24 protein-coding genes are annotated in these 23,390 nt (G+C 71.6%); 17 read left to right on the forward strand and 7 right to left on the reverse strand.

What is annotated here, in order from left to right:
- The first annotated feature begins 213 nt into the window (after positions 1 to 213).
- Together ASC99_RS11860 and ASC99_RS11865 are read left to right on the forward strand one after the other, a co-directional pair.
- A complete protein-coding gene (locus tag ASC99_RS11860; RefSeq protein WP_057231067.1) occupies positions 214 to 942 on the forward strand; it encodes a hypothetical protein in 729 nt (242 codons plus the stop codon).
- Positions 943 to 1,192: 250 nt separating this feature from the next.
- Positions 1,193 to 2,968: a biotin carboxylase N-terminal domain-containing protein gene (locus ASC99_RS11865; RefSeq protein WP_057231068.1), complete on the forward strand. Its 1,776-nt coding sequence runs from the start codon at positions 1,193 to 1,195 to the stop codon at positions 2,966 to 2,968.
- 165 nt (positions 2,969 to 3,133) lie between these two features.
- Here the strand turns inward: ASC99_RS11865 and ASC99_RS11870 are convergent, their stop codons facing one another.
- On the reverse strand, positions 3,134 to 4,060 hold the full coding sequence (locus ASC99_RS11870) for a DeoR/GlpR family DNA-binding transcription regulator (protein WP_082598268.1): 927 nt from the start codon (positions 4,058 to 4,060) through the stop codon (positions 3,134 to 3,136).
- Positions 4,061 to 4,247: 187 nt separating this feature from the next.
- Positions 4,248 to 5,702, reverse strand: a complete 1,455-nt coding sequence (locus ASC99_RS11875; protein ID WP_057231072.1) for an NAD(P)H-quinone dehydrogenase — start codon at positions 5,700 to 5,702, stop codon at positions 4,248 to 4,250.
- A 159-nt stretch (positions 5,703 to 5,861) separates the two neighbouring features.
- Between ASC99_RS11875 and ASC99_RS11880 the strand changes: the two genes are divergently transcribed.
- The 5 genes from ASC99_RS11880 to ASC99_RS11900 all read left to right on the forward strand — a co-directional run bounded on the left by ASC99_RS11880 (position 5,862) and on the right by ASC99_RS11900 (position 9,975).
- Entirely contained in the window at positions 5,862 to 6,299 is a 438-nt protein-coding gene (locus ASC99_RS11880) for a gamma-glutamylcyclotransferase (protein ID WP_057231074.1), read from the forward strand.
- Positions 6,300 to 6,439: 140 nt separating this feature from the next.
- Positions 6,440 to 7,261 carry a purine-nucleoside phosphorylase gene (locus ASC99_RS11885; RefSeq protein ID WP_057231076.1) on the forward strand — a complete coding sequence of 274 codons (822 nt, stop codon included), beginning with the start codon at positions 6,440 to 6,442 and terminating at the stop codon, positions 7,259 to 7,261.
- Between the two features lie 102 nt (positions 7,262 to 7,363).
- A complete protein-coding gene (locus ASC99_RS11890) occupies positions 7,364 to 9,043 on the forward strand; it encodes a phospho-sugar mutase (protein ID WP_057231078.1) in 1,680 nt (559 codons plus the stop codon).
- 108 nt (positions 9,044 to 9,151) lie between these two features.
- Positions 9,152 to 9,625 carry a hypothetical protein gene (locus ASC99_RS11895; RefSeq protein ID WP_057231080.1) on the forward strand — a complete coding sequence of 158 codons (474 nt, stop codon included), beginning with the start codon at positions 9,152 to 9,154 and terminating at the stop codon, positions 9,623 to 9,625.
- On the forward strand, positions 9,622 to 9,975 hold the full coding sequence (locus ASC99_RS11900) for a hypothetical protein (RefSeq protein ID WP_057231082.1): 354 nt from the start codon (positions 9,622 to 9,624) through the stop codon (positions 9,973 to 9,975). The genes ASC99_RS11895 and ASC99_RS11900 overlap by 4 nt, the downstream gene beginning before the upstream one ends.
- Before the next feature lie 66 nt (positions 9,976 to 10,041).
- Here ASC99_RS11900 and ASC99_RS11905 read toward each other — a convergent pair whose 3' ends face one another.
- The 4 genes from ASC99_RS11905 to ASC99_RS11920 all read right to left on the reverse strand — a co-directional run bounded on the left by ASC99_RS11905 (position 10,042) and on the right by ASC99_RS11920 (position 12,968).
- Positions 10,042 to 10,722, reverse strand: a complete 681-nt coding sequence (locus ASC99_RS11905; protein ID WP_057231084.1) for a PH domain-containing protein — start codon at positions 10,720 to 10,722, stop codon at positions 10,042 to 10,044.
- A gap of 91 nt (positions 10,723 to 10,813) precedes the next feature.
- Positions 10,814 to 11,551 carry an ABC transporter permease gene (locus ASC99_RS11910; protein ID WP_057231086.1) on the reverse strand — a complete coding sequence of 246 codons (738 nt, stop codon included), beginning with the start codon at positions 11,549 to 11,551 and terminating at the stop codon, positions 10,814 to 10,816.
- On the reverse strand, positions 11,548 to 12,279 hold the full coding sequence (locus tag ASC99_RS11915) for an ABC transporter ATP-binding protein (RefSeq protein WP_057231088.1): 732 nt from the start codon (positions 12,277 to 12,279) through the stop codon (positions 11,548 to 11,550). Before ASC99_RS11915 ends, ASC99_RS11910 begins: the two co-directional genes overlap by 4 nt.
- Positions 12,280 to 12,344: 65 nt before the next feature.
- Complete coding sequence (locus ASC99_RS11920) at positions 12,345 to 12,968, reverse strand: TetR family transcriptional regulator (protein WP_057232091.1); 624 nt, start codon at positions 12,966 to 12,968, stop codon at positions 12,345 to 12,347.
- 90 nt (positions 12,969 to 13,058) lie between these two features.
- Between ASC99_RS11920 and ASC99_RS11925 the strand changes: the two genes are divergently transcribed.
- The 6 genes from ASC99_RS11925 (at position 13,059) to ASC99_RS11950 (ending at position 18,877) form a co-directional block, all read left to right on the forward strand.
- Complete coding sequence (locus ASC99_RS11925) at positions 13,059 to 14,126, forward strand: YhcG family protein (protein ID WP_057231090.1); 1,068 nt, start codon at positions 13,059 to 13,061, stop codon at positions 14,124 to 14,126.
- A gap of 95 nt (positions 14,127 to 14,221) precedes the next feature.
- Positions 14,222 to 15,208, forward strand: coding sequence for a deoxyribose-phosphate aldolase (deoC, locus tag ASC99_RS11930; protein WP_200948323.1), 987 nt, complete (start codon positions 14,222 to 14,224; stop codon positions 15,206 to 15,208).
- 5 nt (positions 15,209 to 15,213) lie between these two features.
- Positions 15,214 to 16,689, forward strand: a complete 1,476-nt coding sequence (locus ASC99_RS11935) for an aldehyde dehydrogenase family protein (protein WP_057231095.1) — start codon at positions 15,214 to 15,216, stop codon at positions 16,687 to 16,689.
- Complete coding sequence (locus ASC99_RS11940) at positions 16,682 to 17,578, forward strand: aldehyde dehydrogenase family protein (RefSeq protein ID WP_057231097.1); 897 nt, start codon at positions 16,682 to 16,684, stop codon at positions 17,576 to 17,578. The genes ASC99_RS11935 and ASC99_RS11940 overlap by 8 nt, the downstream gene beginning before the upstream one ends.
- A 218-nt stretch (positions 17,579 to 17,796) precedes the next feature.
- Positions 17,797 to 18,189 carry a hypothetical protein gene (locus tag ASC99_RS11945; RefSeq protein ID WP_057231099.1) on the forward strand — a complete coding sequence of 131 codons (393 nt, stop codon included), beginning with the start codon at positions 17,797 to 17,799 and terminating at the stop codon, positions 18,187 to 18,189.
- Positions 18,190 to 18,253: 64 nt separating this feature from the next.
- Positions 18,254 to 18,877, forward strand: coding sequence for a hypothetical protein (locus ASC99_RS11950; protein ID WP_057231101.1), 624 nt, complete (start codon positions 18,254 to 18,256; stop codon positions 18,875 to 18,877).
- 170 nt (positions 18,878 to 19,047) lie between these two features.
- On the opposite strand, the gene ASC99_RS11955 is transcribed toward ASC99_RS11950, so the two are convergent.
- Positions 19,048 to 19,944: a SigE family RNA polymerase sigma factor gene (locus ASC99_RS11955; protein ID WP_057231103.1), complete on the reverse strand. Its 897-nt coding sequence runs from the start codon at positions 19,942 to 19,944 to the stop codon at positions 19,048 to 19,050.
- Between the two features lie 235 nt (positions 19,945 to 20,179).
- On the opposite strand from ASC99_RS11955, the gene ASC99_RS11960 reads away from it, so the two are divergent.
- The 4 genes from ASC99_RS11960 to ASC99_RS11975 all read left to right on the forward strand — a co-directional run bounded on the left by ASC99_RS11960 (position 20,180) and on the right by ASC99_RS11975 (position 23,321).
- Positions 20,180 to 20,857, forward strand: a complete 678-nt coding sequence (locus tag ASC99_RS11960) for a response regulator transcription factor (RefSeq protein ID WP_057231105.1) — start codon at positions 20,180 to 20,182, stop codon at positions 20,855 to 20,857.
- Between the two features lie 25 nt (positions 20,858 to 20,882).
- Positions 20,883 to 22,379: a HAMP domain-containing sensor histidine kinase gene (locus ASC99_RS11965; protein ID WP_057231107.1), complete on the forward strand. Its 1,497-nt coding sequence runs from the start codon at positions 20,883 to 20,885 to the stop codon at positions 22,377 to 22,379.
- Entirely contained in the window at positions 22,376 to 22,672 is a 297-nt protein-coding gene (locus ASC99_RS11970; protein ID WP_057231109.1) for a hypothetical protein, read from the forward strand. Before ASC99_RS11965 ends, ASC99_RS11970 begins: the two co-directional genes overlap by 4 nt.
- Before the next feature lie 85 nt (positions 22,673 to 22,757).
- Entirely contained in the window at positions 22,758 to 23,321 is a 564-nt protein-coding gene (locus ASC99_RS11975) for a VanZ family protein (protein ID WP_057231111.1), read from the forward strand.
- The last annotated feature ends 69 nt before the right edge of the window (positions 23,322 to 23,390 follow it).

Consider the following 23,390-nt stretch of genomic DNA (forward strand, 5'->3'; position numbering starts at 1 on the left):
AACGCTAGGGATCAGTGGGAATCCTCGTCAATGGTCCAGACCATCACGGTTGGACACCGGTCGAACCGGATCCTCCGCCTCCGCTTCGGGCGTGCTGATCCGGACAGATCCTGGCCCGTACATCTGTTGCCCTGAGCCACCCTCGCCGGGTGGGCCCGGCCGCTAGGCTGGCGCGGTCGCCGGATCGGGAAGGAACCAGGAAGGGACAGCGCGATGATCGACAGCCTGCTCAACCTGGTGCTCGGCCTGCTGGCCAGTGCCATCAGCGCCGGCCTCGGCTGGCTCGCCCCCACCCTGCGCCGACGCCGGAGGCTCGGCCGGGTCCGGGAGTTCTTCGGCATGCCCGGCGGCACCGAGTGCCTGCTGGTGGTGAACCGGCATACCGCGGCGACGAGTTCGAAGAGCGTCTCGCGCAACGACGTGTACGCGCTGATGGAGTTGGCCGCGCTGGTCAAGGAGTGCGGCGCGCAGGCCGACGTCGTCGCGCACGACCAGGTCCGCCAAGGGCTGGGCGGGAAGGCCGAGTTCTGCCTCGGCGGCCCGGAGAGCAACGAGCGGACCGCCGCCCACCTGCGCAACTGGCTGCCCGGGGTGAACTTCGCCGCGGAGCCCGGACAGCACTACGCCAGCACCATCGCGGCGGGTGACGAGACCTTCCGCTACGACTCCGCCGACGGCGTGGCGCAGGCGTACGTCCTGCTGGCCCGGGTGCACGCCGGCGCCGGCAGCCGCCCGGTCTTCCTGATAGCCGGCCAGACCGCGACCTCCAACCACGCGGCGGTCCGCTACCTGACCTCCCGTCACCGGCAACTGGCCCACCGGCACGGCCGGGACGGCGCCTTCGCCCTGATGCTCCGCGTGGTCAACCCGGAGGCGTACGGACCCGATGTGGTCGAACTCGCCTCCGACATCACGGCCAAAGCGTTCGCGGCGGCCGGATGAGGTGGGCGAATGAGGCGGACGGTGCAGGTGATGTGGCGAAGGCCACGGCACGCCCGGAACGCCCCGGACCGGCTTCGGGCTCGCTATAGGCCGACCGCGTAACGTCGCCACCAGCGGCGCATGCCGCTCCGTATCCGGGTGATCACGAATTCGCGTCACGCTCCGTGTGGGCAAGCTCACCACCTGGGGCTACTCGCCGGTACACCCTCGCAATCCATAAACTCAACGTGGTTCAAGAAGGGAGCCAAACGTGCGCAAGGTGCTCATCGCCAACCGTGGCGAAATCGCCGTCCGAGTCGCCCGGGCCTGCTCGGATGCCGGTATCGCCAGCGTCGCCGTCTACGCCGAGCCGGACCGGGACGCTCTCCACGTCCGTGCGGCCGACGAGGCGTACGCGCTCGGCGGCGACACCCCCGCCACCAGCTACCTGGACATCGCCAAGGTGCTCCAGGCGGCGGCGGACTCCGGGGCGGACGCGATCCACCCCGGCTACGGCTTCCTGTCCGAGAACGCGGACTTCGCCCAGGCCGTGATCGACGCGGGCCTGACCTGGATCGGCCCGCCGCCGCAGGCGATCCGCGACCTCGGCGACAAGGTGACCGCCCGTCACGTCGCCCAGCGCGCGGGTGCCCCGCTGGTGGCCGGTACGCCGGAGCCGGTCCAGGGTGCCGACGAGGTCGTGGTGTTCGCCCGCGAGCACGGTCTGCCGGTCGCCATCAAGGCGGCGTTCGGCGGCGGCGGCCGCGGCCTCAAGGTCGCCCGCACGCTGGAGGAGATCCCCGAGCTGTACGAGTCGGCGGTCCGTGAGGCGGTCGCCGCCTTCGGTCGCGGCGAGTGCTTCGTCGAGCAGTACCTGGACAAGCCGCGGCACGTGGAGACCCAGTGCCTGGCCGACCAGCACGGCAACGTGGTGGTCGTCTCCACCCGTGACTGCTCGCTCCAGCGCCGGCACCAGAAGCTCGTCGAGGAGGCGCCCGCGCCGTTCCTGACGGACGAGCAGAACGTGGAGCTGTACCGGGCCTCCAAGGCGATCCTCCGCGAGGCGGGCTACGTCGGCGCCGGTACCTGCGAGTTCCTGGTCTCCCAGGACGGGCTGATCTCCTTCCTGGAGGTCAACACCCGTCTCCAGGTGGAGCACCCGGTCTCGGAGGAGGTCACCGGGATCGACCTGGTCCGCGAGATGTTCCGGATCGCCGACGGCGAGGCCCTCGGGTACGACGACCCGGAGATCCGCGGCCACTCGATCGAGTTCCGCATCAACGGCGAGGACCCGGGCCGCAACTTCCTCCCGGCGCCCGGCACCGTGACCCTGTTCGCGCCGCCGTCGGGCCCCGGTGTCCGGCTGGACGCGGGCGTCGAGACCGGCTCGGTCATCGGCCCCGCCTGGGACTCGCTGCTGGCCAAGCTGATCGTCACCGGCGCCACCCGCAAGCAGGCGCTGCAGCGCGCCGCCCGGGCGCTCGCCGAGTTCAAGGTGGAGGGCATGGCCACCGCCATCCCGTTCCACCAGGCGGTCGTCACCGACCCGGCGTTCGCGCCGGAGGTCCACGACAGCGAAGGCCCGTTCACGGTCTTCACCCGGTGGATCGAGACCGAGTTCGCCAACACCATCCCGGCCTTCACCGGTGGTGGCGCGGACGCGGACGAGGCCGACCAGCGGGAGACCGTGGTGGTCGAGGTCGGTGGCAAGCGGATCGAGGTCTCGCTGCCCTCCTCGCTCGGCGTCTCCTCCGCACCGGCGGCCGGCGCCTCGGCGACCGGCAAGGCCAAGCGCCGGGTCGGCGCCAAGAAGGCCGGCGCGGCGGCCAGCGGTGACACGCTGGCCTCGCCGATGCAGGGCACCATCGTCAAGGTCGCCGTCGAGGAGGGCCAGGTGGTCGCCGAGGGCGAGCTGATCGTGGTCCTGGAGGCGATGAAGATGGAGCAGCCGCTCAACGCCCACAAGGCGGGCACCGTCACCGGCCTCAAGGCCGAGGTCGGTGGCAGCGTGAGCAGCGGCGCGGTGCTCTGCGAGATCAAGGACTGACTTTTTAACGGACCTTGAGTTGCACCATCCAGGGGCTCGGGGAACGGCGACGCTACGTGGCGTGCGGGTCAACAGGCGAAAGTGCCTGACCACGCACGCACGGGTGACCTTTGCAGAGGTCGGCGTCGCAGTTCCCCGAGCCCCTGTTGTGCTGCACCGTGTGCCTCAGCGTGCACGAGGAGCCGTCAACTCAGTGAGACGGCCCGGGAGTTGGTGCTCCGGGCGGCGCTGCCCGGGGAGCGGTGCCGGGCGCCGAGGGGCGGCGTTGACCGCGGCGGGCTGCTGGTGCACGGGGGTGTCGGCCGGCGGGCCGAGCGGGGCGATCGAGATCTGCACGCCGCAGTCGGCGAGCGCGTCCAGCTCGCGGGCGGTCAGGTCCGTCCCGGCGGCCTGCTCGTCCGTCACCAGGCGGGTGATCGCCTCGGTCGGGACGGTCTGGAACATGGTGTCCGCGCCGAGCTTGGTGTGGTCGGCGAGGACGATGACCTCGGTGGCCGACTGCACCAGTGCCCGGTCCACGCTCGCGGAGAGCATGTTGGTGGTGGAGAGACCGCGCTCGGCGGTCAGGCCACTGCCGGAGATGAAGGCCTTGGTGACCCGCAGGCCGTTCAGCGACTGCTCCGCCCCGCTGCCGACCAGGGCGTAGTTGGATCCGCGCAGGGTGCCCCCCGTCATCACCACCTCCACCCGGTTCGCATGGGCCAACGCCTGGGCGACGAGCAGCGAGTTGGTGACCACGGTCAGCCCGGGCACCCGGGCCAGCCGACGGGCCAACTCCTGGGTGGTGGTGCCCGCGCCGACCACCACGGCGTCCCCCTCCTCGACCATCGAGGCGGCGAGATCGGCGATCGCGCTCTTCTCGGCGGCCGCGAGATGGGTCTTCTGCGGATAACCGGGCTCCCGGCTGAAGCCGCCGGGGAGCACCGCGCCGCCGTGCCGGCGGTCGAGCAGCCCTTCGGCCTCCAGCGCCCGGACGTCTCGGCGTACGGTGACTTCGGAGGTCTGGACGACGCGGGCCAACTCACGGAGCGATACCGCTCCGTTGGCGCGCACCATTTCGAGGATCAACTGGCGACGTTCTGCAGCAAACACAGAACCGACGGTAACTGAATGACCGTCTGCTTTCAGGCGTTTGCAGCTGGTATCGGGAAATGCTCACCTCGGAGCAGCGTGCGACCGTACAATACGCGCCGTCAGCTGCCGGTGATCACGCTCGGCCGGGCGGGTGAGACGGCAGAGGCGGCCGCCGTCGGCGACCGCCCCAACTCCGTTCCGCAGCTCAGGAGTCCGAGTCCTCCCGCTTGCGGATGTGCAGCTGACGGGCGGCCTCGGCGGTGGAGCCGGAGAGCGACGGGTAGACCGTGAAGGCACCGGCCACCTGTTCGACCGTCAAGTTGTTGTCCACAGCGAGCGAGATCGAATGGATGAGTTCGCTGGCGCGCGGCGCGACGACCACACCACCGACCACGATGCCGGTGCCCGGGCGGCAGAACAGCTTCACGAAGCCGTCCCGGATGCCCTGCATCTTGGCCCGCGGATTGCCGCGCAGCGGGAGCTTGATCGCGATCGCGTCCATCTTCCCGCAGGAGACGTCGGTGGCGGTGTAGCCGACCGTGGCGATCTCCGGGTCGGTGAAGACGTTGGAGGCCACCGTCTTCAGGTTGAGCGGCTGCACCGCGTCGCCGAGCACGTGGTACATCGCGATCCGGCCCTGCATCGCGGCGACCGAGGCGAGCATGAAGACGCCGGTGCAGTCGCCGGCCGCGTACACGCCGGGGGCGCTGGTCCGGGAGACCCGGTCGACCTGGATCTGGCCCCAGTCGTTGAGCTTGACCCCGGCCTCCTCCAGGCCGAGACCGGCGGTGTTCGGCACCGAGCCGACCGCCATCAGACAGTGGGTGCCCTCGATCACGGTGCCGTCGGCCAGGGTGACCTCGACCCGGTCGCCGATCCGCTTGGCGCTCTCGGCCCGCGAACGGCCCATCACGTTCATCCCGCGGCGACGGAAGACCTCCTCGAGCACCTCGGCGGCGTCCGGGTCCTCGCCGGGCAGCACCCGGTCGCGGGAGGAGACCAGGGTGACCTTGGAGCCGAGCGCCTGGTAGGCACCGGCGAACTCGGCACCGGTGACGCCGGAGCCGACCACGATCAGCTCGCGCGGCAGCTCCTCCAGCTCGTAGACCTGGGTCCAGTTCAGGATCCGCTCGCCGTCCGGCTGGGCGTCGGGGAGTTCGCGCGGGTGCACGCCGGTGGCGATCAGCACGGCGTCGGCCCGGAGCGTCTCGGTCGAGCCGTCGGCACCGTCCACGATCACCTCGCGGGAGCCGTCCGCCGCCTGGCCGCCGGCCCCGAGCCGGCCCTTGCCGCGCAGCACGGTGACCCCCGCCCGGGTGACCGACTGGGTGATGTCGTGCGACTGCGCGATGGCGAGCCGCTTCACCCGTCGGTTGACCTTGCCGAGGTCGACCCCCACCACCCGGGCCGACCCCTCGATCGGCGGGGTGTCGTCCGCGACGATGATGCCCAGCTCCTCGTACGAGCTGTCGAAGGTGGTCATCACCTCCGCCGTCGCGATCAGGGTCTTGGACGGCACGCAGTCCGTCAGCACCGCCGATCCGCCCAGACCGTCGCGGTCGACAACGGTCACCTCCGCGCCGAGCTGGGCGGCCACGAGGGCCGCCTCATATCCGCCGGGTCCGCCACCGATGATCACGATCCGAGTCACATGCACCATTGTCCCGTACGCCGAGACCGGCGCCACGCCGGGGGCGTTGCATTGTGCTCAGCTCCGATCGGACCCGGTCGTGAACTGTCCGGAATGCGTGTTCGGACGGACCGTCAGAAGCTCCGTACCCGCTCCCTTGCGGGCTCCGCTCTCCCGTATGGTGACGCCATGCCCCTCTACGCCGCGTACGCCACGAACCTCGACGCCCGGCAGATGAGCCGTCGCGCCCCCCACTCGCCGCTGCGCGGCACCGGGTGGCTGGACGGCTGGCGGCTGACCTTCGGTGGCGAGCAGCTGGGCTGGGAGGGCTCGCTGGCCACCGTGGTGGAGGACGAGAAGGAGCAGGTCTTCGTCTCCCTCTACGACGTCGCGCCGATGGACGAGGACGGGCTCGACCGCTGGGAGGGCCTGCAGCTCGGTATCTACCGGAAGATCCGGCTCCGGGCGCACACCCTGGACGGGGACATCCCGGTCTGGACGTACGTGCTGAACGACTGGGAGGGCGGGCTGCCCGCCGCCCGCTACCTGGGCATGATCGCGGACGCGGCGGAGAGCGCGGGCGCACCGGACGACTACGTGCTGGACCTGCGGCGACGGCCCTGCTGATCATCGGCTTGTAGAACCCTCCGAACAGGGCGGCCCGTAGCGGGTGTTCGTTTGGGTCTCTAGGTCATCCGGGTAACGATCCGGCATGGTTCGCCGGGTATGTCTACGCGCGTAGGCGATTGCCGTCTATTCTCGGTGACGTGAACGCATCTCCTCAGTCCAACGTCTCCGCCGACCCCTACGCCGCCGCTCGGACGGCCGCCGCGCGTCTGCGTGAGCTGACCGGTGCCGAGCGCCACGACGTCGCCCTGGTGATGGGCTCCGGCTGGGTGCCGGCTGCCGACGCCCTCGGCGAGACCGTGGCTGAGTTCCCGGTCACCGACCTGCCCGGCTTCCCGGCCCCCGCCGTCGCGGGCCACTCCGGCAAGATCCGCTCGGTCAAGATCGGCGACAAGCGCGCGCTGATCTTCCTCGGCCGCAACCACTACTACGAGGGCCACGGCGTGGCCACCGTGGTGCACGGCGTCCGCACCGCCGTCGCGGCGGGCTGCGAGACCGTGGTGCTGACCAACGGCTGCGGCGGTCTGCGTGAGGGCTGGGTGCCCGGCCAGCCGGTGCTGATCAGCGACCACATCAACCTCACCGCGGACTCCCCGATCGTCGGCGCCAACTTCGTCGACCTCACCGACCTGTACTCCAAGCGGCTGCGCGAGCTCTGCCGCGAGGTGGACTCCTCGCTCGACGAGGCCGTCTACGTGCAGTTCCGCGGCCCGCACTACGAGACCCCGGCCGAGATCGGCATGGTCCGGGCGATCGGCGGCGAGCTGGTCGGCATGTCCACCACGCTGGAGGCAATCGCCGCCCGCGAGGCCGGCGCCGAGGTGCTGGGCATCTCGCTGGTCACCAACCTGGCGGCCGGCATCACCGGCGAGCCGCTCAACCACGAAGAGGTGCTGGAGGCCGGCAAGGCCAGCGCCGAGCGGATGGGCGCGCTGCTGGCGAAGGTCCTTGAGCGGATCTGACCGTCATCTGACGCAGAATCAGTAGTCCGGAGCCGTCCACCCGCTGTCCGGGGTGGCGGCTCCGTCTCTTTTCCCACTCACCCTCAGAGGGAGCTGGCAGCAATGTCCCAGACCACCGATCTGCTCGCGCGCGCCCGGACCTGGCTCGCCGAGGACCCGGACCCGCAGACCCGCGAGGAGCTCACCGCGCTGCTGGCCGCCGCCGAGGGCGAGCCCGAGGGCGGCGAGCGGATCGCCTGGTCCCGGCTGGCCGAACGCTTCAGCGACCGGCTCCAGTTCGGCACCGCCGGGCTGCGCGGCGAGCTGGGCGCGGGCCCGATGCGGATGAACCGCGCCGTGGTGATCCGGGCCGCCGCCGGTCTGGTCGCGTACGTGAAGGCCGAACAGCTCGGCGACCTGGTGGTGATCGGCTACGACGCCCGGCACAAGTCGTACGACTTCGCCCGGGACACCGCCGCCGTGGTGGTCGGCGCCGGGCTGCGCGCCGCCCTGCTGCCCCGCGCGCTGCCCACCCCCGTACTGGCCTTCGCCGTCCGCCACCTCGGTGCGGCCGCCGGCGTGACCGTGACCGCCAGCCACAACCCGCCGCAGGACAACGGCTACAAGGTCTATCTGGGCGACGGCTCGCAGATCGTCCCGCCCGCCGACGCGGGCATCGCCGCCGAGATCGACGCGATCGTCTCGCTGGACCAGGTGCCGCTCGCCGACGGCGGCTGGGAGGTGCTCGGCGACGACGTCGTCGAGGCGTACCTGGACCGCGCCGTCACCGTGGTCGACCCGGCCGGGGCCCGCGACCTCGACGTGGTCTACACCCCGATGCACGGCGTCGGCCGGGACACCCTGGTCGCCGCCTTCAAGCAGGCCGGCTTCCCCGCCCCGACCGTGGTGGCCGAACAGGCCGAGCCCGACCCGGACTTCCCCACCGTGGCCTTCCCCAACCCGGAGGAGCCGGGCGCGATGGACCTCGCGTTCCGCACCGCCACCTCGGTCGGCCCCGACATCGTGATCGCCAACGACCCGGACGCGGACCGCTGCGCCGTCGCCGTCGCGGACAACGGCGGCTGGCGGATGCTGCGCGGCGACGAGGTGGGCGCGCTGCTCGGCTCCGCCCTGGTCGCCAAGCACGCGACCGGTGTCTTCGCCACCACCATCGTCTCCTCCACCCTGCTCGGCCGGATCGCGGCCGCCGCCGGGCTCGGCTACGCCGAGACGCTGACCGGCTTCAAGTGGCTCTCCCGCGCGGAGGGTCTGCGCTACGGCTACGAGGAGGCGCTCGGCTACAGCGTCGACCCCGAGGGCGTCCGCGACAAGGACGGCATCACCGCCGCCCTGCTGGTCGCCGAACTCGCCGCCACCCTCAAGCAGTCCGGCCGCACCCTGACCGACCTGCTCGACGACTTGGCGCTGGAGCACGGCCTGCACGCCACCGACCAGCTCTCGGTCCGGGTCGAGGACCTCTCCGTCATCTCCGACGCCATGCAGCGCCTGCGCTCCCAGCCCCCGACCGCCCTGGCCGACCTGCGCGTCACCCGCGCCGACGACCTGGCAACCGGCACCCCGGAGCTCCCGCCCACCGACGGCCTCCGCTACTACCTGGCCGGCGAGTCCGTCACCGCCGCCCGCATCGTGGTCCGCCCCTCCGGCACCGAGCCCAAGCTCAAGTGCTACCTCGAGGTCGTCCTCCCGGTCGCCACCGCCGCCGACCTGGCCGACACCCGCGAGCGCGCGACCGACCTGCTCGCCGCGATCAAGCGCGACCTGGCGGCCGCGGCCGGCATCTGACGGGACGCCGACGGTGTCCGGGCTCCTCCACCAGACCCGGGCACCGTTGACTGCCGACACGAGCGTCCAGCTATCGGATCCAGCAACATCCGAGCTAGTGTGGATGTCATGACTGTCGCCTACGAGGACGTGCCGTTCAGCGAGCTGCTCCACCATCCGGCCGCAACCACCCGACGCCTGGACGCCGTGCGAGCGCTGCGTCTGCGGCGGCGCGACGCCGGCGACCTCGCCCTCATGCGTGTCGACCAGCTGGAGCAGGACACCACCGTGGTCGACTTCACTGCCCGTCTGCTCGCTGGGCTGGTACGCACCGAGAACACCACCGCACTGCGCCAAGCCCTTCCCGAGGCCCTGCCGTGGACCACGTTCCTTCCGTCGGAGGACATGGACACCTTGCTCGCCGAGCTGGTGGACACCGCCCAGGGTGCAGCGGCCCTGGAGAACCTGGCGCCGATTGCGATACTGCTGGCCCAGTGGCGTCACAGCGCCGAGATCTACGCGGATCCAGCCCTGCTCGCTCTCCTCACCCGTGAACCCGAAGGAGACCTCGGCCCCGTCCCGATGCCACAGGCCGCCGAGTGAGCCCGAAGCGGGGCGACCGGGCGGCCCCGCCTCCGGTCGACGACGAGTACGACCTGCGGTTCGCCAGCTCCGAGGCCGCCGACGGCTGGGAGCACCTGTCCCGCCACGCTTCGGGCAACCTGCGCCGCGCCTTCGAGCGAATCCGCTCCGCCCCGCGAGCATCGGACAGCCCCGAACGCCAGCACCGCCTCAAAGGCAAGCTCGGCACCACCACCTTCAAGGGCCAGACCCTTGAGCGCTGGCAGTACGAGGTCACCGGTGGAGGCCGCATCTGGTACCTCCTCGACGACGTCAACCGCACGGCCTGGATCGTGTATGCAGGCACCGGCCACCCGAAGGCCACGGACTGAGCCGACCCATGACAGCGCTGTGCCCGGCTCCCCAAGGGCGGGAGCCGGGCACAGCCACGCGTGCCGTCAGTTGGTGGCGATGATCAGGGTGACCAGGGTGACCAGGCCGATCGCGGTGGGGGCGATGATCCACCAGCACCAGCGGACCACGACCGGGCCGGCCGCGTCGGGGTTGCCCGCGTTGCGTTCGGCGATCTCCAGCAGCGTGTTGACCACCTGGTCGGACCAGGCCTTGGTGGGGTCTGGCTGGCCGGCCCGGACGGAGCGCATCGGGTTGACCAGGCTGGAGCTGCGGGAGGCCCGGGGGTCGTCGGCGGCAGCGGCGCGGGAGGCCGCACGGGTGGCCTTCTTGCGGGCCCGGAGCGACACCGGGACGGCCCAGACCTGGTACTTCTTGCCGCCGGCGAAGAGCTCCACCGAGTACCCGGCCCGCAGGCCCTCGACCGAGGCCCAGGGCACGTGCACGGTCCGGAACGGGTTGCGGACCAGCAGCCGCCGCTCGTCCGCGAGCACCGTGGGCCGGATCGTGTAGGCGAGCACCGGCAGCATGAAGACCGGGGCGCAGGCCAGTGCGACCCAGGGCGTCCGGCCGGTGCCGGTCAGCATGGCGTCGGTGATCAGCCAGGCGGCCACCCCCAGCAGCAGCACGCCGGAGATCACGCCGGGAACGGAGCGGTAGACGCGTTCGGCGTACTTGGGCTCGGAGGCGGCGCTGCCCGGGTCGGGCCTGCCGTCGGAATCGGTCATGGGGCCGATTCTGCACCATGCCTCCCACCCGGCGCCGGGAGGAGTGGCCGCCCGGAGGGTCCAAGCCCGGCGCCGGGAAACCGACGACCCGTCAGGCCGTACGACGGCGCAGCGTGGCCGCACCGAGGGTGAGGGCGAGCAGGACGCAGCCACCGATCACCGCCAGGTCGCGGATCACGGCGCCGGTGACGTCCGGGCTGCTGGTGAGGTGGTCCATCGCGTCGACCGCGTACGAGAGCGGGAGGACGTCGGAGACCCAGCGGAGGACCGGGGCCATCGCATCCCGGGGGACGAAGAGACCGCAGAGCAGCAGCTGGGGCAGGATCACCGCGGGGAGGAACTGGACGGCCTGGAACTCGGTCTCGGCGAACGCGGAGACCAGCAGGCCGAGCGCCATGCCGAGCAGCCCGTCGCCGACCGCGACCGCGAAGACCAGCCAGGTCGGGCCCTGGATGTCGAGGCCGAGCAGACCGAGGGTGAGGGCGGACGCCAGCGCGGCCTGGACCAGGGCGACCACACCGAACGCGATCGCGTAGCCGAGCAGCAGGTCGAGCTTGCCGAGCGGCATGGTGAGCAGACGCTCCAGGGTGCCGCTGGTCCGCTCGCGCAGCATCGCGACCGAGGTGACCAGGAACATCACCAGCAGCGGGAAGATCCCCAGCAGTGCGCCGCCGACCTGGTCGAAGACCTGGGGCTGCCCGTCGAACATGTACCGGAGCAGCGTGAGCAGCAGACACGGCACCACCAGCAGCATCGCCAAGGTCCGTGGGTCGTGCCGGAGTTGGGCCAGCACGCGGCGGGCGGTGGCCAGGGTGCGGCGAAGGTTCATGAGGTGCTCCCGACCAGGCTGAGGAAGGCGGCGTCCACATCGGTGGCGCCGGTACGGGCCAGCAGCCCGGCCGGGGTGTCGGCGGCCAGCAGGCGACCGTCGCGCATCAGCAGCAGGCGGTCGCAGCGCACCGCCTCGTCCATCACGTGACTGGAGACCAGCAGGGTGCTGCCCGCGTCGGCGAGGTCCCGGAAGAGCTGCCAGAGGTCGCGGCGGAGCACCGGGTCGAGGCCGACCGTGGGCTCGTCCAGGACCAGCAGTTCGGGCCTGCCGAGCAGCGCGGCGGCGAGCGAGACCCGGGCCCGCTGGCCGCCGGAGAGCTGGGCTGTGCGGTGGTCCCGGTGGGTGGTGAGGCCGACCGCCTCGATCACCCGGTCCGGGTCGGTGGCCGGGGCGCCGAGCACGGCGGCGAAGTAGCGCAGATTCTCGACCACGGTGAGGTCGCCGTAGACGGACGGGGCCTGGGTCAGGTAGCCGATCCGGCTCCGCAGACCGGCACTGCCGGCCGGCTCGCCGAGCACCTCGACCCGGCCGCCCGAGGTCCGCTGCACGCCGACGATCGAGCGCAGCAGGGTGGTCTTGCCGCAGCCGCTCGGCCCGAGCAGGCCGGTGACCGACCCGGCCGGGACGTCCAGGTCGAGGCCGTGCAGGACGGGGTGGCCACCCCGGACGACCGTGAGGCCGCCGATCCGGATGGCGGGCGCCGGGCCCGCCGCAGAATTCATCATGCGATGAGTTTCTCGCTGCGGCCCAGTTCCGTCAAGCAGCGCGACCGAGGGATTCGGGCAGCGGGTCAGGCGCCGCCCAGGTACCCCTGAAAGGTCGGCGCGAGCAGCGGGAGCAGCTCCTCCCGGGTCGCCGACGCCAACGGCTCGACCGCGATCACGTACCGGGCCATCGCCAGTCCCATGATCTGGGAGAGCATCAGCTCCGTCCTCAACTCCGGCTGGTCGATGTCGAGTTCGGCGGCCGCCCGGCGGACCAGCTCCTCCAGCACGAAGCCGCGCATCAGCTGCGCGACCTGCTCGGTGGTGGCCGCCGCCCGGATCAGGGCGAGCAGCCGGTCCAGCACCCCCGGCTGCTCCCAGAGCGTCAGCACGAACCCCGCCACCCGCTCGCCGACCGTCGCCCGGTCACCCGCCAGCACCTGCTCGACCACCACCCTCGGATCGACCGGGAACTCCAGCGCGGCCAGGAAGAGCCGGTCCTTGCTGCCGAAGTAGTGGTGCAACAGCGCCGCATCCACCCCGGCCGCCCGGCCGATCGCCCGCATGCTCGCCTTCTCGTACCCGCGCGCGGCGAACTCCGCCCGAGCCGCCTCGAGCACCGTACGGCGGGTGTCGGTCGAGCCGGGGCGGCGGCCGGTCCGCTTGCGGGGGGTCTGGCCTGGGGCTGCGGGCTGCTCTGCTGAGGTCACCAGGCCATTGTCGCCAGGCGACAACTCTTTCGAGTGAGCCTGAACGTTTCTTCTCCGCACGCGAATGAGCGGAGCTGCAACATCCGCGCCATGAGCAACGAGCTAGAGGTCCACAGCAAGGTCCCCGCCCAGACGACGGCCGACACCACCCCGCCGGGCTACGACGACCTGCTGCACGACATCAAGGCGGAGATCGCCTCCGCACAGGTCCGCGTGCACCGGGTGGTAAACACCGAGCTGATCGCCCACTACTGGCGCATCGGGCGGATCATCCTGGAGCGGCAGGACCAGGAGGGGTACGGCACCAAGGTGGTGGCCCGGCTCTCGGCGGACCTGCGCACCAGCTTCCCTGGGCAGCGCGGGTACTCAACCCGCTCCCTCCGGTACATGCAGCACCTGGCCCGGGCCTGGCCCACGGAGGTTGGGCAACAGGCTGTTGCCCAACTGCCCTGGGGCCATGTGACAGTCCTCCTGGACTCGTTCGACGACCGGCTGACCAGGGATTTCTACATCCAACAGACCGTCACCAACGGCTGGTCCCGCAGCGTCCTGATCCACCACATCGAGACCAAGCTGCACCTGCGCCAAGGCGTCGCCCTCAACAACTTCGCCACAACCGTGCCCGACGGCGCCGACCTCCTCAAGGAGCTGGTCAAGGACCCGTACCGGCTCGACTTCACCCGGCTCGGCGACGACCACTCCGAGCAGGCCCTCGAAACCGCGCTGGTCGACCACGTCGTGCGGTTCCTCCAGGAGCTCGGCGTCGGCTTCGCCTTCGTCGGGCGGCAGTATCCGCTCCGGGTCGGGGCGCAGGAGTTCCGACTGGACCTGCTCTTCTACCACCTGCGGCTGCACCGCTACGTGGTCATCGAGCTGAAGATCGACCGGGCCCAGCCCGAGCACCTCGGCAAGCTCGGGTTCTACACGGCCGTCGTGGACGACAAGGTCCGCGACCCGGAGCGCGACGACCCGACCCTCGGCATCCTGATCGCCGCCCACCGCGACGAGGAGGTGGTCCAGTACTCGCTGCGCGGCACGAACCAGCCCCTCGCCGTGACGACCTATCAGACCCTGCCGGCCGAGCTGCGCCCGCTGCTGCCGAGCCCGGAGGACCTGACCCGGGTGACGCGCGAGGTCCTTGAGAAGCACGAGGCATAGCCGGCCGGGCCCGCCGGGGGCAGATATCGGTCCAGCATCGAAACCGGGTGGGCCTAGCGCATCGCTACGCGCGTAGATATGCTGGTCTGGTGACTATGTCCACTGTTGCAGCCAAAGCCCCCGGCGCTGCGGGCGGCGGCCTTGAGGACGTTGCGGCGTCCGAGGCCTCGCTCCGCCGTTTCCTGCACGGCCTGCCCGGCGTCGACGCCGTCGGCCTGGAAGCCCGCGCAGCCACCCTCGGTACTCGATCGATCAAGACCACGGCGAAGGCGTACGCCATCGACCTGGCGATCTCGATGATCGACCTGACCACACTGGAAGGCGCGGACACCCACGGCAAGGTGCGCGGCCTGTGCACCAAGGGCCGGAACCCCGACCCGACCGACCCGACCGCCCCCCGGGTCGCCGCGATCTGCGTCTACCCGGACATGGTCGCCACCGCCAAGGCCGCCCTCGCGGGCACCGACATCCAGGTGGCCTCGGTGGCCACCGCCTTCCCGGCCGGGCGCGTCGCGCTGCCGGTGAAGCTGGCCGACACCGCCGACGCGGTGGCCGCCGGGGCCGACGAGATCGACATGGTGATCGACCGGGGGGCGTTCCTCTCCGGCCGGTACCTGGACGTCTTCAACGAGATCGTCGCGGTCAAGCAGGCGTGCAAGCGCGCCGACGGCACCTCCGCCCACCTCAAGGTGATCTTCGAGACCGGCGAGCTGCAGACGTACGACAACGTGCGCCGCGCCTCCTGGCTGGGGATGCTGGCCGGCGCCGACTTCATCAAGACCTCCACCGGCAAGGTCGCCGTCAACGCGACTCCCCCGGTCACCCTGCTGATGCTGGAAGCCGTCCGCGACTTCAAGCAGCAGACCGGCGTCCAGATCGGCGTGAAGCCGGCCGGTGGCATCAAGACCACCAAGGACGCCATGAAGTACCTGGTGATGGTCAACGAGACGCTCGGCGACGACTGGCTGTCCCCGCACTGGTTCCGCTTCGGTGCCTCCAGCCTGCTCAACGACCTGCTGATGCAGCGTCAGAAGCTCACCACCGGCCGGTACTCCGGTCCCGACTACGTGACGGTGGACTGATCCCCATGGCCAAGAACAAGCAGACCGAGGCCCCCACCCCCAAGGCGGGCCTGTTCAGCTACGCCCCCGCGCCGGAGTCCCCGGCCGCCGCCGGTGAGATCGCCACCTCGTACGGCCACTTCATCGGCGGCGAGTTCGTCGACTCCTCCGGCAGCGAGGCGCTGAAGACCGTCAACCCGGCCACCGAGCAGGTGCTGGCGGAGTTCGCGCAGGGCACCGACGAGGACGTGGAGCGCGCGGTCGCCGCCGCCCGCAAGGCGTTCACCGACTGGTCGGCGCTGCCGGGCAGCGAGCGGGCCAAGTACCTGTTCCGGATCGCCCGGATCATCCAGGAGCGCTCGCGCGAGCTGGCGGTGCTGGAGTCGATCGACAACGGCAAGCCGATCCGGGAGACCCGCGACGTCGACCTCCCGCTGGTCGCCGCGCACTTCTTCTACTACGCGGGCTGGGCCGACAAGCTCGACTTCGCGGGCTACGGCGCCAACCCGCGCCCGCTCGGCGTGGCCGGCCAGGTCATCCCGTGGAACTTCCCGCTGCTGATGCTGGCCTGGAAGATCGCGCCCGCGCTCGCCACCGGCAACACGGTCGTACTCAAGCCGGCCGAGACCACCCCGCTGACCGCGCTGCGGTTCGCCGAGATCTGCCGTCAGGCCGGTCTGCCCAAGGGTGTCGTCAACATCGTCACCGGTGACGGCCGGACCGGCGCCGCGCTGACCTCGCACCCGGACGTCAACAAGGTCGCCTTCACCGGCTCCACCCCGGTCGGCCGGGCGATCGCCAAGCAGCTCGCGGGCAGCCGCAAGAAGCTGTCGCTGGAGCTCGGCGGCAAGGCCGCGAACATCGTCTTCGACGACGCGCCGATCGACCAGGCGGTCGAGGGCATCGTGAACGGCATCTTCTTCAACCAGGGTCACGTCTGCTGCGCGGGCTCCCGTCTGCTGGTCCAGGAGTCGATCCAGGACGAGCTGCTGGACGCGCTGAAGCGCCGGATGGGCACCCTGCGGGTCGGCGACCCGCTGGACAAGAACACCGACATCGGCGCGATCAACTCGGCCGCGCAGCTCGCGCGGATCACCGAGCTGTCCGCGGCGGGCGAGGCCGAGGGCGCCGAGCGCTGGGCCCCGGAGTGCGAACTCCCGGGCGCCGGTTACTGGTTCCGGCCGACCCTGTTCACCGGCGTGAGCCAGGCGCACCGGATCGCCCGCGAGGAGATCTTCGGCCCGGTGCTCTCGGTGCTGACCTTCCGCACGCCGACCGAGGCGGTCGAGAAGGCCAACAACACCCCGTACGGGCTGTCGGCGGGCATCTGGACCGAGAAGGGCTCGCGCATCCTCTGGATGGCGAACCAGCTCAAGGCCGGTGTGGTCTGGGCCAACACCTTCAACAAGTTCGACCCGACCTCGCCGTTCGGCGGTTACAAGGAGTCGGGCTACGGCCGCGAGGGCGGCCGCCACGGCCTGGAGGCGTACCTCGATGTCTGAGACCACCCTGAGCGTCTTCAAGACCTACAAGCTGTACGTCGGCGGGAAGTTCCCGCGCTCCGAGAGCGGGCGGGTGTACGAGGTGTCCGACTCGAAGGGCCAGTGGCTGGCCAACGCCCCGCTCGGCACCCGTAAGGACACCCGGGACGCGGTGCTCGCGGCCCGGGCGGCCGTCAAGGGCTGGGCCGGCACCACCGCGTACAACCGCGGCCAGGTGCTGTACCGGATCGCCGAGATGCTGCAGGGCCGCCGCGAGCAGTTCGCCGCCGAGGTGGCGCTCGCCGAGGGCATCGGCAGCAAGAAGGCCGCCGCGCTGGTGGACGCCGCGATCGACCGCTGGGTCTGGTACGCGGGCTGGACCGACAAGGTCGCGCAGATCGCGGGCAGTTCCAACCCGGTGGCGGGGCCGTTCTTCAACCTGTCCACCCCGGAGCCGTCCGGTGTGATCGGCGTGGTCGCGCCGCAGTCCGGCACCGGCTTCTCCTTCCTCGGTCTGGTCTCGGTGATCGCCCCGGCGATCGCGGCGGGCAACACCGTGGTGGTCGCGGCCGCCGCCGACGCCCCGCTGCCCGCGCTCTCGCTGGGCGAGGTGCTGGCCACCTCGGACCTGCCCGGTGGCGTGGTCAACCTCATCTCGGGGAAGACCGCCGACATCGCCCCGACGCTGGCCTCGCACCAGGACGTCAACGGCCTGGACCTGGCCGGCGCGATCGCGGCCGAAGGCCCCGGCGCGGCGGTCGAGCTGGAGGTGCTCGCCGCGGATACTCTGAAGCGAGTCATCCGCCCGGCGGCCGACCAGGCCTCGCTGGACTGGACCAATGCGCCGGGAACGGAGCGGCTACTCTCGTTCCTGGAGACCAAGACGGTCTGGCACCCGATGGGTATCTGACCCTCCCGCAGGGAAAACTCCACACAGACTGGCCGTCCCCAGTGCCCTACCCCCCCCGGGGCCCGGACGTGCCACAGACGGGCCCGCACCTCTCCCCCCCTGGTGCGGGCCCGTCGACCTTTCCCGGTTCGCCCCGAAGACCCGCCGATCGGCGGTGCACCCGGGCCGACCTGCGTCGGTAGGGTCCGGAGTACGCCACATGATCTTGGGAGGGCACCGTGTGGGAGATACTCGGCGAGCTGGCCGTGCTACTGGGGGACGGCCCGCTGCGTGCCCTGCGGGCGCGCCGGGCGCTGCGCCGGCTGCGGGCCGGGAAGCAGACCAGGCTGCCCTGCGCGGTCCGTTCCGACCGGCCCGGCTGGCCGGCCGAGTACACCAACGGGAGCCTGCTGTTCACCCCCGGGCAGGCCGAGGCGGCGTTCGGGTCCCGGGCGTACCCGTACCTGCTGTTCCCGGTCGGCGGCGAGCTGCTGGACCCGGAGCCGGAGGCGTGGCACGACCAGGACTGGGCGGCCAAGCTCTACACGCCGGCCGAGGGTGACGCGGTGCACATCCAGGTGCACAGCCGCTACCTGCCCGCGCTGGCGACGGGGGTCAGCGGCAGAAACTGACGTCCCGTCTGTTTCGGCATCGCCCTCCGATGCGTCAGACTGGTGACTCGTGAGTGACTCCCCCATGAACCCCGCCCCGACGGCACCCGCCCTGGTCGTCCTGCTGTCCGGGCCGTCCGGATCGGGGAAGTCCTCGCTGGCGGAGCGGACCGGGCTGCCGGTGCTCCAGCTGGACGACTTCTACAAGGACGGCGACGACCCCACGCTGCCCGTGCTGCCGGACGGCGACGGGACCGACTGGGACTCGCCGCTCTCCTGGCACCGCGAGCAGGCACTGGCCGCGATCCGGCAGCTGACCGGGAGCGGCCGGGCCGAGGTGCCGGTGTACTCGATCCCGGCCAACGGCCGGGCCGGCACCCACGTACTCGACCTGGCAGGCGCCCCGGCCTTCATCGCCGAGGGGATATTCGCCGCCGAACTGGTCGGTCAGTGCGCGGCCGAGGGGCTGCTCGGCGCGGCGATCTGCCTGCGCAACCGTCCGCTGACCACCGCCTGGCGACGGTTCCGCCGGGACGTCCGGGAGGCCCGCAAGTCCGTGCCGTACCTGCTCCGGCGCGGCTGGCGGCTGATGCGGGCCGAACGCGGCATCGTGGCCCGGCAGGTCGAGCTCGGCGCGTACGCCTGCGCCGGTCCTGAGGCCGAGCAGCGGATCGGCGCGGTGGCCGTACGGCACCCGCAGCCCGCCTGACGGCCCGTCGACACCTGGACATACGGAAGGGCCCGGAGCCGCTCCCCGGCACCGGGCCCTTCCGCTTCGGTCACATCCCCACGGCGGTCCGCTCCCCCGAGTCGACCTGCCGTGCTTCCGTGACCTGCCCCGTCCCCCGACGGGAGTCCTGTTTACGTGACGTACGTGACTTACGCGACCAGCTCGCCGAAGGCGAAGACGGTGTCCCCGGTGCGGTTCAGCTGGTCGTCCTCGCGCAGCCGGCGCAGCGCCCGCCAGATGCTGCTCTTCACCGTGCCGACGCTGATGTTCAGGATGTCGGCGATCTCCGGGTCGGTGCGGCCCTCGTAGTAGCGGAGCACCAGCATGGTCCGCTGGTTCTCCGGCAGCTTGGCCAGCGCCTGCCAGAGCACGGCGCGCAGCTCGGTGCCGCCCATCGCGTCGGTGTCGCCGACCGTCTCCGGCAGCTCCTCGGTCGGGTACTCGGCGACCTTGCGGCGGCGCCAGGCGGAGATGTGCAGGTTGGTCATGGTGCGGCGGAGGTAGCCCCCGACCGCGGCCTTGTCGGTGATCCGGTCCCAGGCCCGGTAGGTCGAGAACAGCGCGCTCTGCAGCAGGTCCTCGGCCTCGTAGCGGTCGCCGGTCAGGTGGTACGCGGTGGCGTACAGCGAGGCCCGGCGCTCCCGGACGTACGCGGTGAACTCGGCGACGTTGTCGTTCGGAGCGGTGGTCTGCTCCTCGGCGGCCGGCGCGAGCCTCAGCAGCGTCGCGCCCGCGGCCTCCCGTCCGGCCGGCTCCCCCGAGCCGGTACCGGACAGCCCCCCCGTGCTCTCCCGACCCTCGACGCGGACGGGAAGGATTCCCCGCAGCGTCATGGTCGAGGCGGAGTCGGCCGCACTCCCCATGCGACCGATCCCGAACAGCTCCCCCCTGCTCCCGCCACCGAGGCGGCGGGATCCGGTGCTGTGTGCGCACCCCCGTACGATCACGGCACCGGAGGTCTCGTCGGTCCGTACCTCGAAGTGCGTGCGAGACGAACGCGCGTTGTGGACGGCCGCGTTGCTGCGGGTCTTGAGCGTGGCGTTCATCGTGCACCCCCATGGGTCGGTACCAGCGGTTCTGCCGCCCGGTACTGCGGCGACAAGGAAAATCCTGCCGGTCCGTTGTGATGGCGGTGTCCGCCGACTGTCACAGGGCTGTCACAGCCACCGGGACCTTCGACCCTTCAAGCGTGGACGCAGAACCCCGGGTTCCGGTTGCAGAGGAACTGCGGGGCTGGACCTGGTGGGTGAACACTGGCGCCACTTGGTCCAGAATGAGCCCGTGCCATTCCTCCTTCTGATCGAGGACGACGACGCCATCCGGACCGGCCTCGAACTCGCTCTCACCCGCCAGGGCCACCGCGTGGCCGCCGCTGCCTCGGGCGAGGACGGCCTGAAGCTCTTCAAGGAGCAGCGTCCCGACCTGATCGTGCTCGACGTGATGCTGCCCGGTATCGACGGTTTCGAGGTGTGCCGCCGGATCCGGCGCACCGACCAGCTGCCGATCATCCTGCTCACCGCCCGCTCGGACGACATCGACGTGGTGGTCGGCCTGGAGTCGGGCGCGGACGACTACGTGGTCAAGCCGGTCCAGCCCCGGGTGCTGGACGCCCGGATCCGGGCGGTGCTGCGGCGCGGCGAGCGGGAGAACTCCGACTCCTCGGCGTACGGCAGCGTGGTGATCGACCGCTCCGCGATGACCGTCACCAAGGACGGCGAGGACCTCCAACTCACGCCCACCGAGCTGCGGTTGCTGCTGGAGCTGAGCCGCCGTCCGGGCCAGGCGCTGTCCCGTCAGCAGCTGCTCAGGCTGGTCTGGGAGCACGACTACCTCGGCGACTCCCGGCTGGTGGACGCCTGTGTGCAGCGGCTGCGGGCCAAGGTCGAGGACGTACCCTCCGCCCCGACCCTGATCCGCACCGTGCGCGGGGTCGGCTACCGGCTCGACCCGCCGGCCTGATCCCTGACGATGGTGAGCTGCTCCGTTGACTGACCTCAAGATCCCGCCCCGTCCGCGCCCGGGGCGGGGGCGGCACCTGCGCTCGCTCCGGGTCCGGCTGATCGCGGTCTTCGCGGTGGTCGCGCTGACCACCGCGGTCTCGGCCTCCGGGATCGCCTACTGGCTGAACCGGGACGCGGTGCTCAAGCGCGCCCAGGACACCGCGCTGAACGACTTCCGGAACTCGCTGAGCCGGAACGTCTCTGCACTGCCGCTGGACCCGAGCTGCAACCAACTGGCCTACCTGGCCTCCCAGGTGGCCAGCTCCGGGCTGAGCTACGAGGTGGTCGTGGTGGCCCCCGAGCTGCCCGACTGCGTGGCCTCCTCGGACCCGGCCAGGTTCACCGCGACCCAGGTCCCGACCTCGCTGCGCAGCACGGTGAACGACCCGCGCGAGGTCGGCCCGGGCAATCCGTACGCGTATCACCTCTACTGGCAGCGGGTGAACCTGCCCGGCCCCTATCTGGTCGGCGGTACCCGGGTGGTGCCGACCGGGCCGACGGCGTACATGTTCAAGTCGCTGGAGAACGAGCGGGCCGACCTGAACACCCTCGGCTGGTCGCTGGCGATCGCCACCCTGCTCGCGCTGATCGGCTCGGCGCTGATCGCGCAGGCCGCCGCCGCCACCGTGCTGCGGCCGGTGAAGCGGCTCGGCGAGGCGGCCAGGCAGCTCGGTGAAGGGCACCTGGACACCCGGCTCGAGGTCGAGGGTGCGGACGAACTGGCCGAGCTGGCACGGACGTTCAACCGGACCGCGGAGTCGCTCTCCGGCCAGGTGGCCGAGCTGAGCGCCCGGGAGGCGCAGAGCCGCCGGTTCGTCGCCGACATGTCGCACGAGTTGCGGACGCCGCTGACCGCGATGACCGCCGTGACCGACATCCTGGAGGACGAGGCGGAGTCGCTTGACCCGATGATCGCGCCGGCCGTCCGGCTGGTGGTGAGCGAGACCCGGCGGCTGTCCGACCTGGTGGAGAACCTGATGGAGGTGACCAGGTTCGACGCGGGCACCGCGAAGCTGGTCGCCGACGAGGTGGACATCGCCGATCTGATCATGTCCTGCATCGACGGCCGGGCCTGGTACGACGCGGTCGAGCTGGACGCCCCGCGCGGGGTGCTCGCGGTGGTCGACCCCCGGCGCCTGGACGTGGTCTTCGCCAACCTGATCGGCAACGCCCTCAAGCACGGCGGCTCGCCGGTCCGGGTGAAGGTCCGTCAGATCGACGAGACCGTGGTGGTCGAGGTCTCGGACAGCGGGCCCGGCATCCCGGAGGACGTGCTGCCGCACGTCTTCGACCGGTTCTACAAGGCCGACAAGGGCCGGGCCAGGTCCGAGGGCAGCGGGCTCGGCCTGTCGATCGCGATGGCCAACGCCCAGATCCACGGCGGCTCGATCACCGCGGCGAACGGCTCGACCGGCGCGGTCTTCACCCTCACCCTGCCGCTCACCCAGCCCGCGCCGATCTTTCAGGAGGGCCCGAAGTGACGGTACGTCGCCTGCTGACCGCCGCCCTGCTGGGCGCCGCGCTGACCACCGCCGCCGGGTGCGGCATCCGGCCGACGGCGGTACCGGTGGACGCGGGCGCGCCCGCCAGCCGGACCGCCTGCCCGACCCCGGTACGGGTGCCGGAGGCGGCCGAGCCGACGCCGTCCCTGCCGAGCGCGCAGCCCACCCTGGCGCCCGCGCGGCCGACGCCGGGCGCGGTGTCGAAGTCGCCCGCGGTGCTGTTCAGCGCCTCGCCGGGCACCGCCTCGCCGAGCGCGACCGCCTGCCCCTGAGCGGCGCAGCTGCCCGGCGCACCCGTCCGGCCGCACCTGACGGCCGCCGGGAACCGTCCGCGCACGGGCTCGCGTCCCTGCCGGTGTGACGGACCAGGCGAACCCCTCGCAACCCGCGCCGGAGGTGTCGCCCCGGCTGCGGCTGCTGGGCATCCTGTGGCTGACCGGCTACCTGGGCCTGATCGGGTGGCTGATCCTGCGGCCGCTCGCGGTCGGCTGGACCTCACCGGCCAACCTGACGCCGTTCGCCTCGGTGCGGCTGGCCTTCTCGGTCGGCAGCCTGGACGGCCTGCTCCGACTGGCCGGCGGACTGCTGCCGCTGGCGCCGCTGGGCGTCCTGCTACCGCTGGCCGGCGGCCGGCTGCGGGTCGGCTGGCTGCCCTCGCTGCTGCGGACGGCGGGCTGCTCGGCGCTGATCGCCACCGGCTTGGAGATCCTCAAGGGCTGGGCGCCCGGACACGTGCTGAACGTGGACGACATCGTGCTCGGCGTGCTCGGCGTGGCCGCCTGCCACCTCGCGGTCGTCCCGTTCACCCGGTCCCGCCTGATCGAGCGCTCCGACCCCCGCCCGGGCCGCAGCCGGGCCGCCTACCGGCTGCACGCCCCGCTCAACACCCTCGCCCCGCGCGGCAGTTCCCCCCAGCGCTGAGCCCTCCGTGGCAGGGAGCGTCAGGGTTACCCCGAGGACGACCCTGAGCTGCGGGTACCTCGGAGCGGT

Source organism: Kitasatospora sp. Root107, from assembly GCF_001424875.1.
Taxonomy (GTDB): Bacteria; Actinomycetota; Actinomycetes; order Streptomycetales; family Streptomycetaceae; genus Kitasatospora.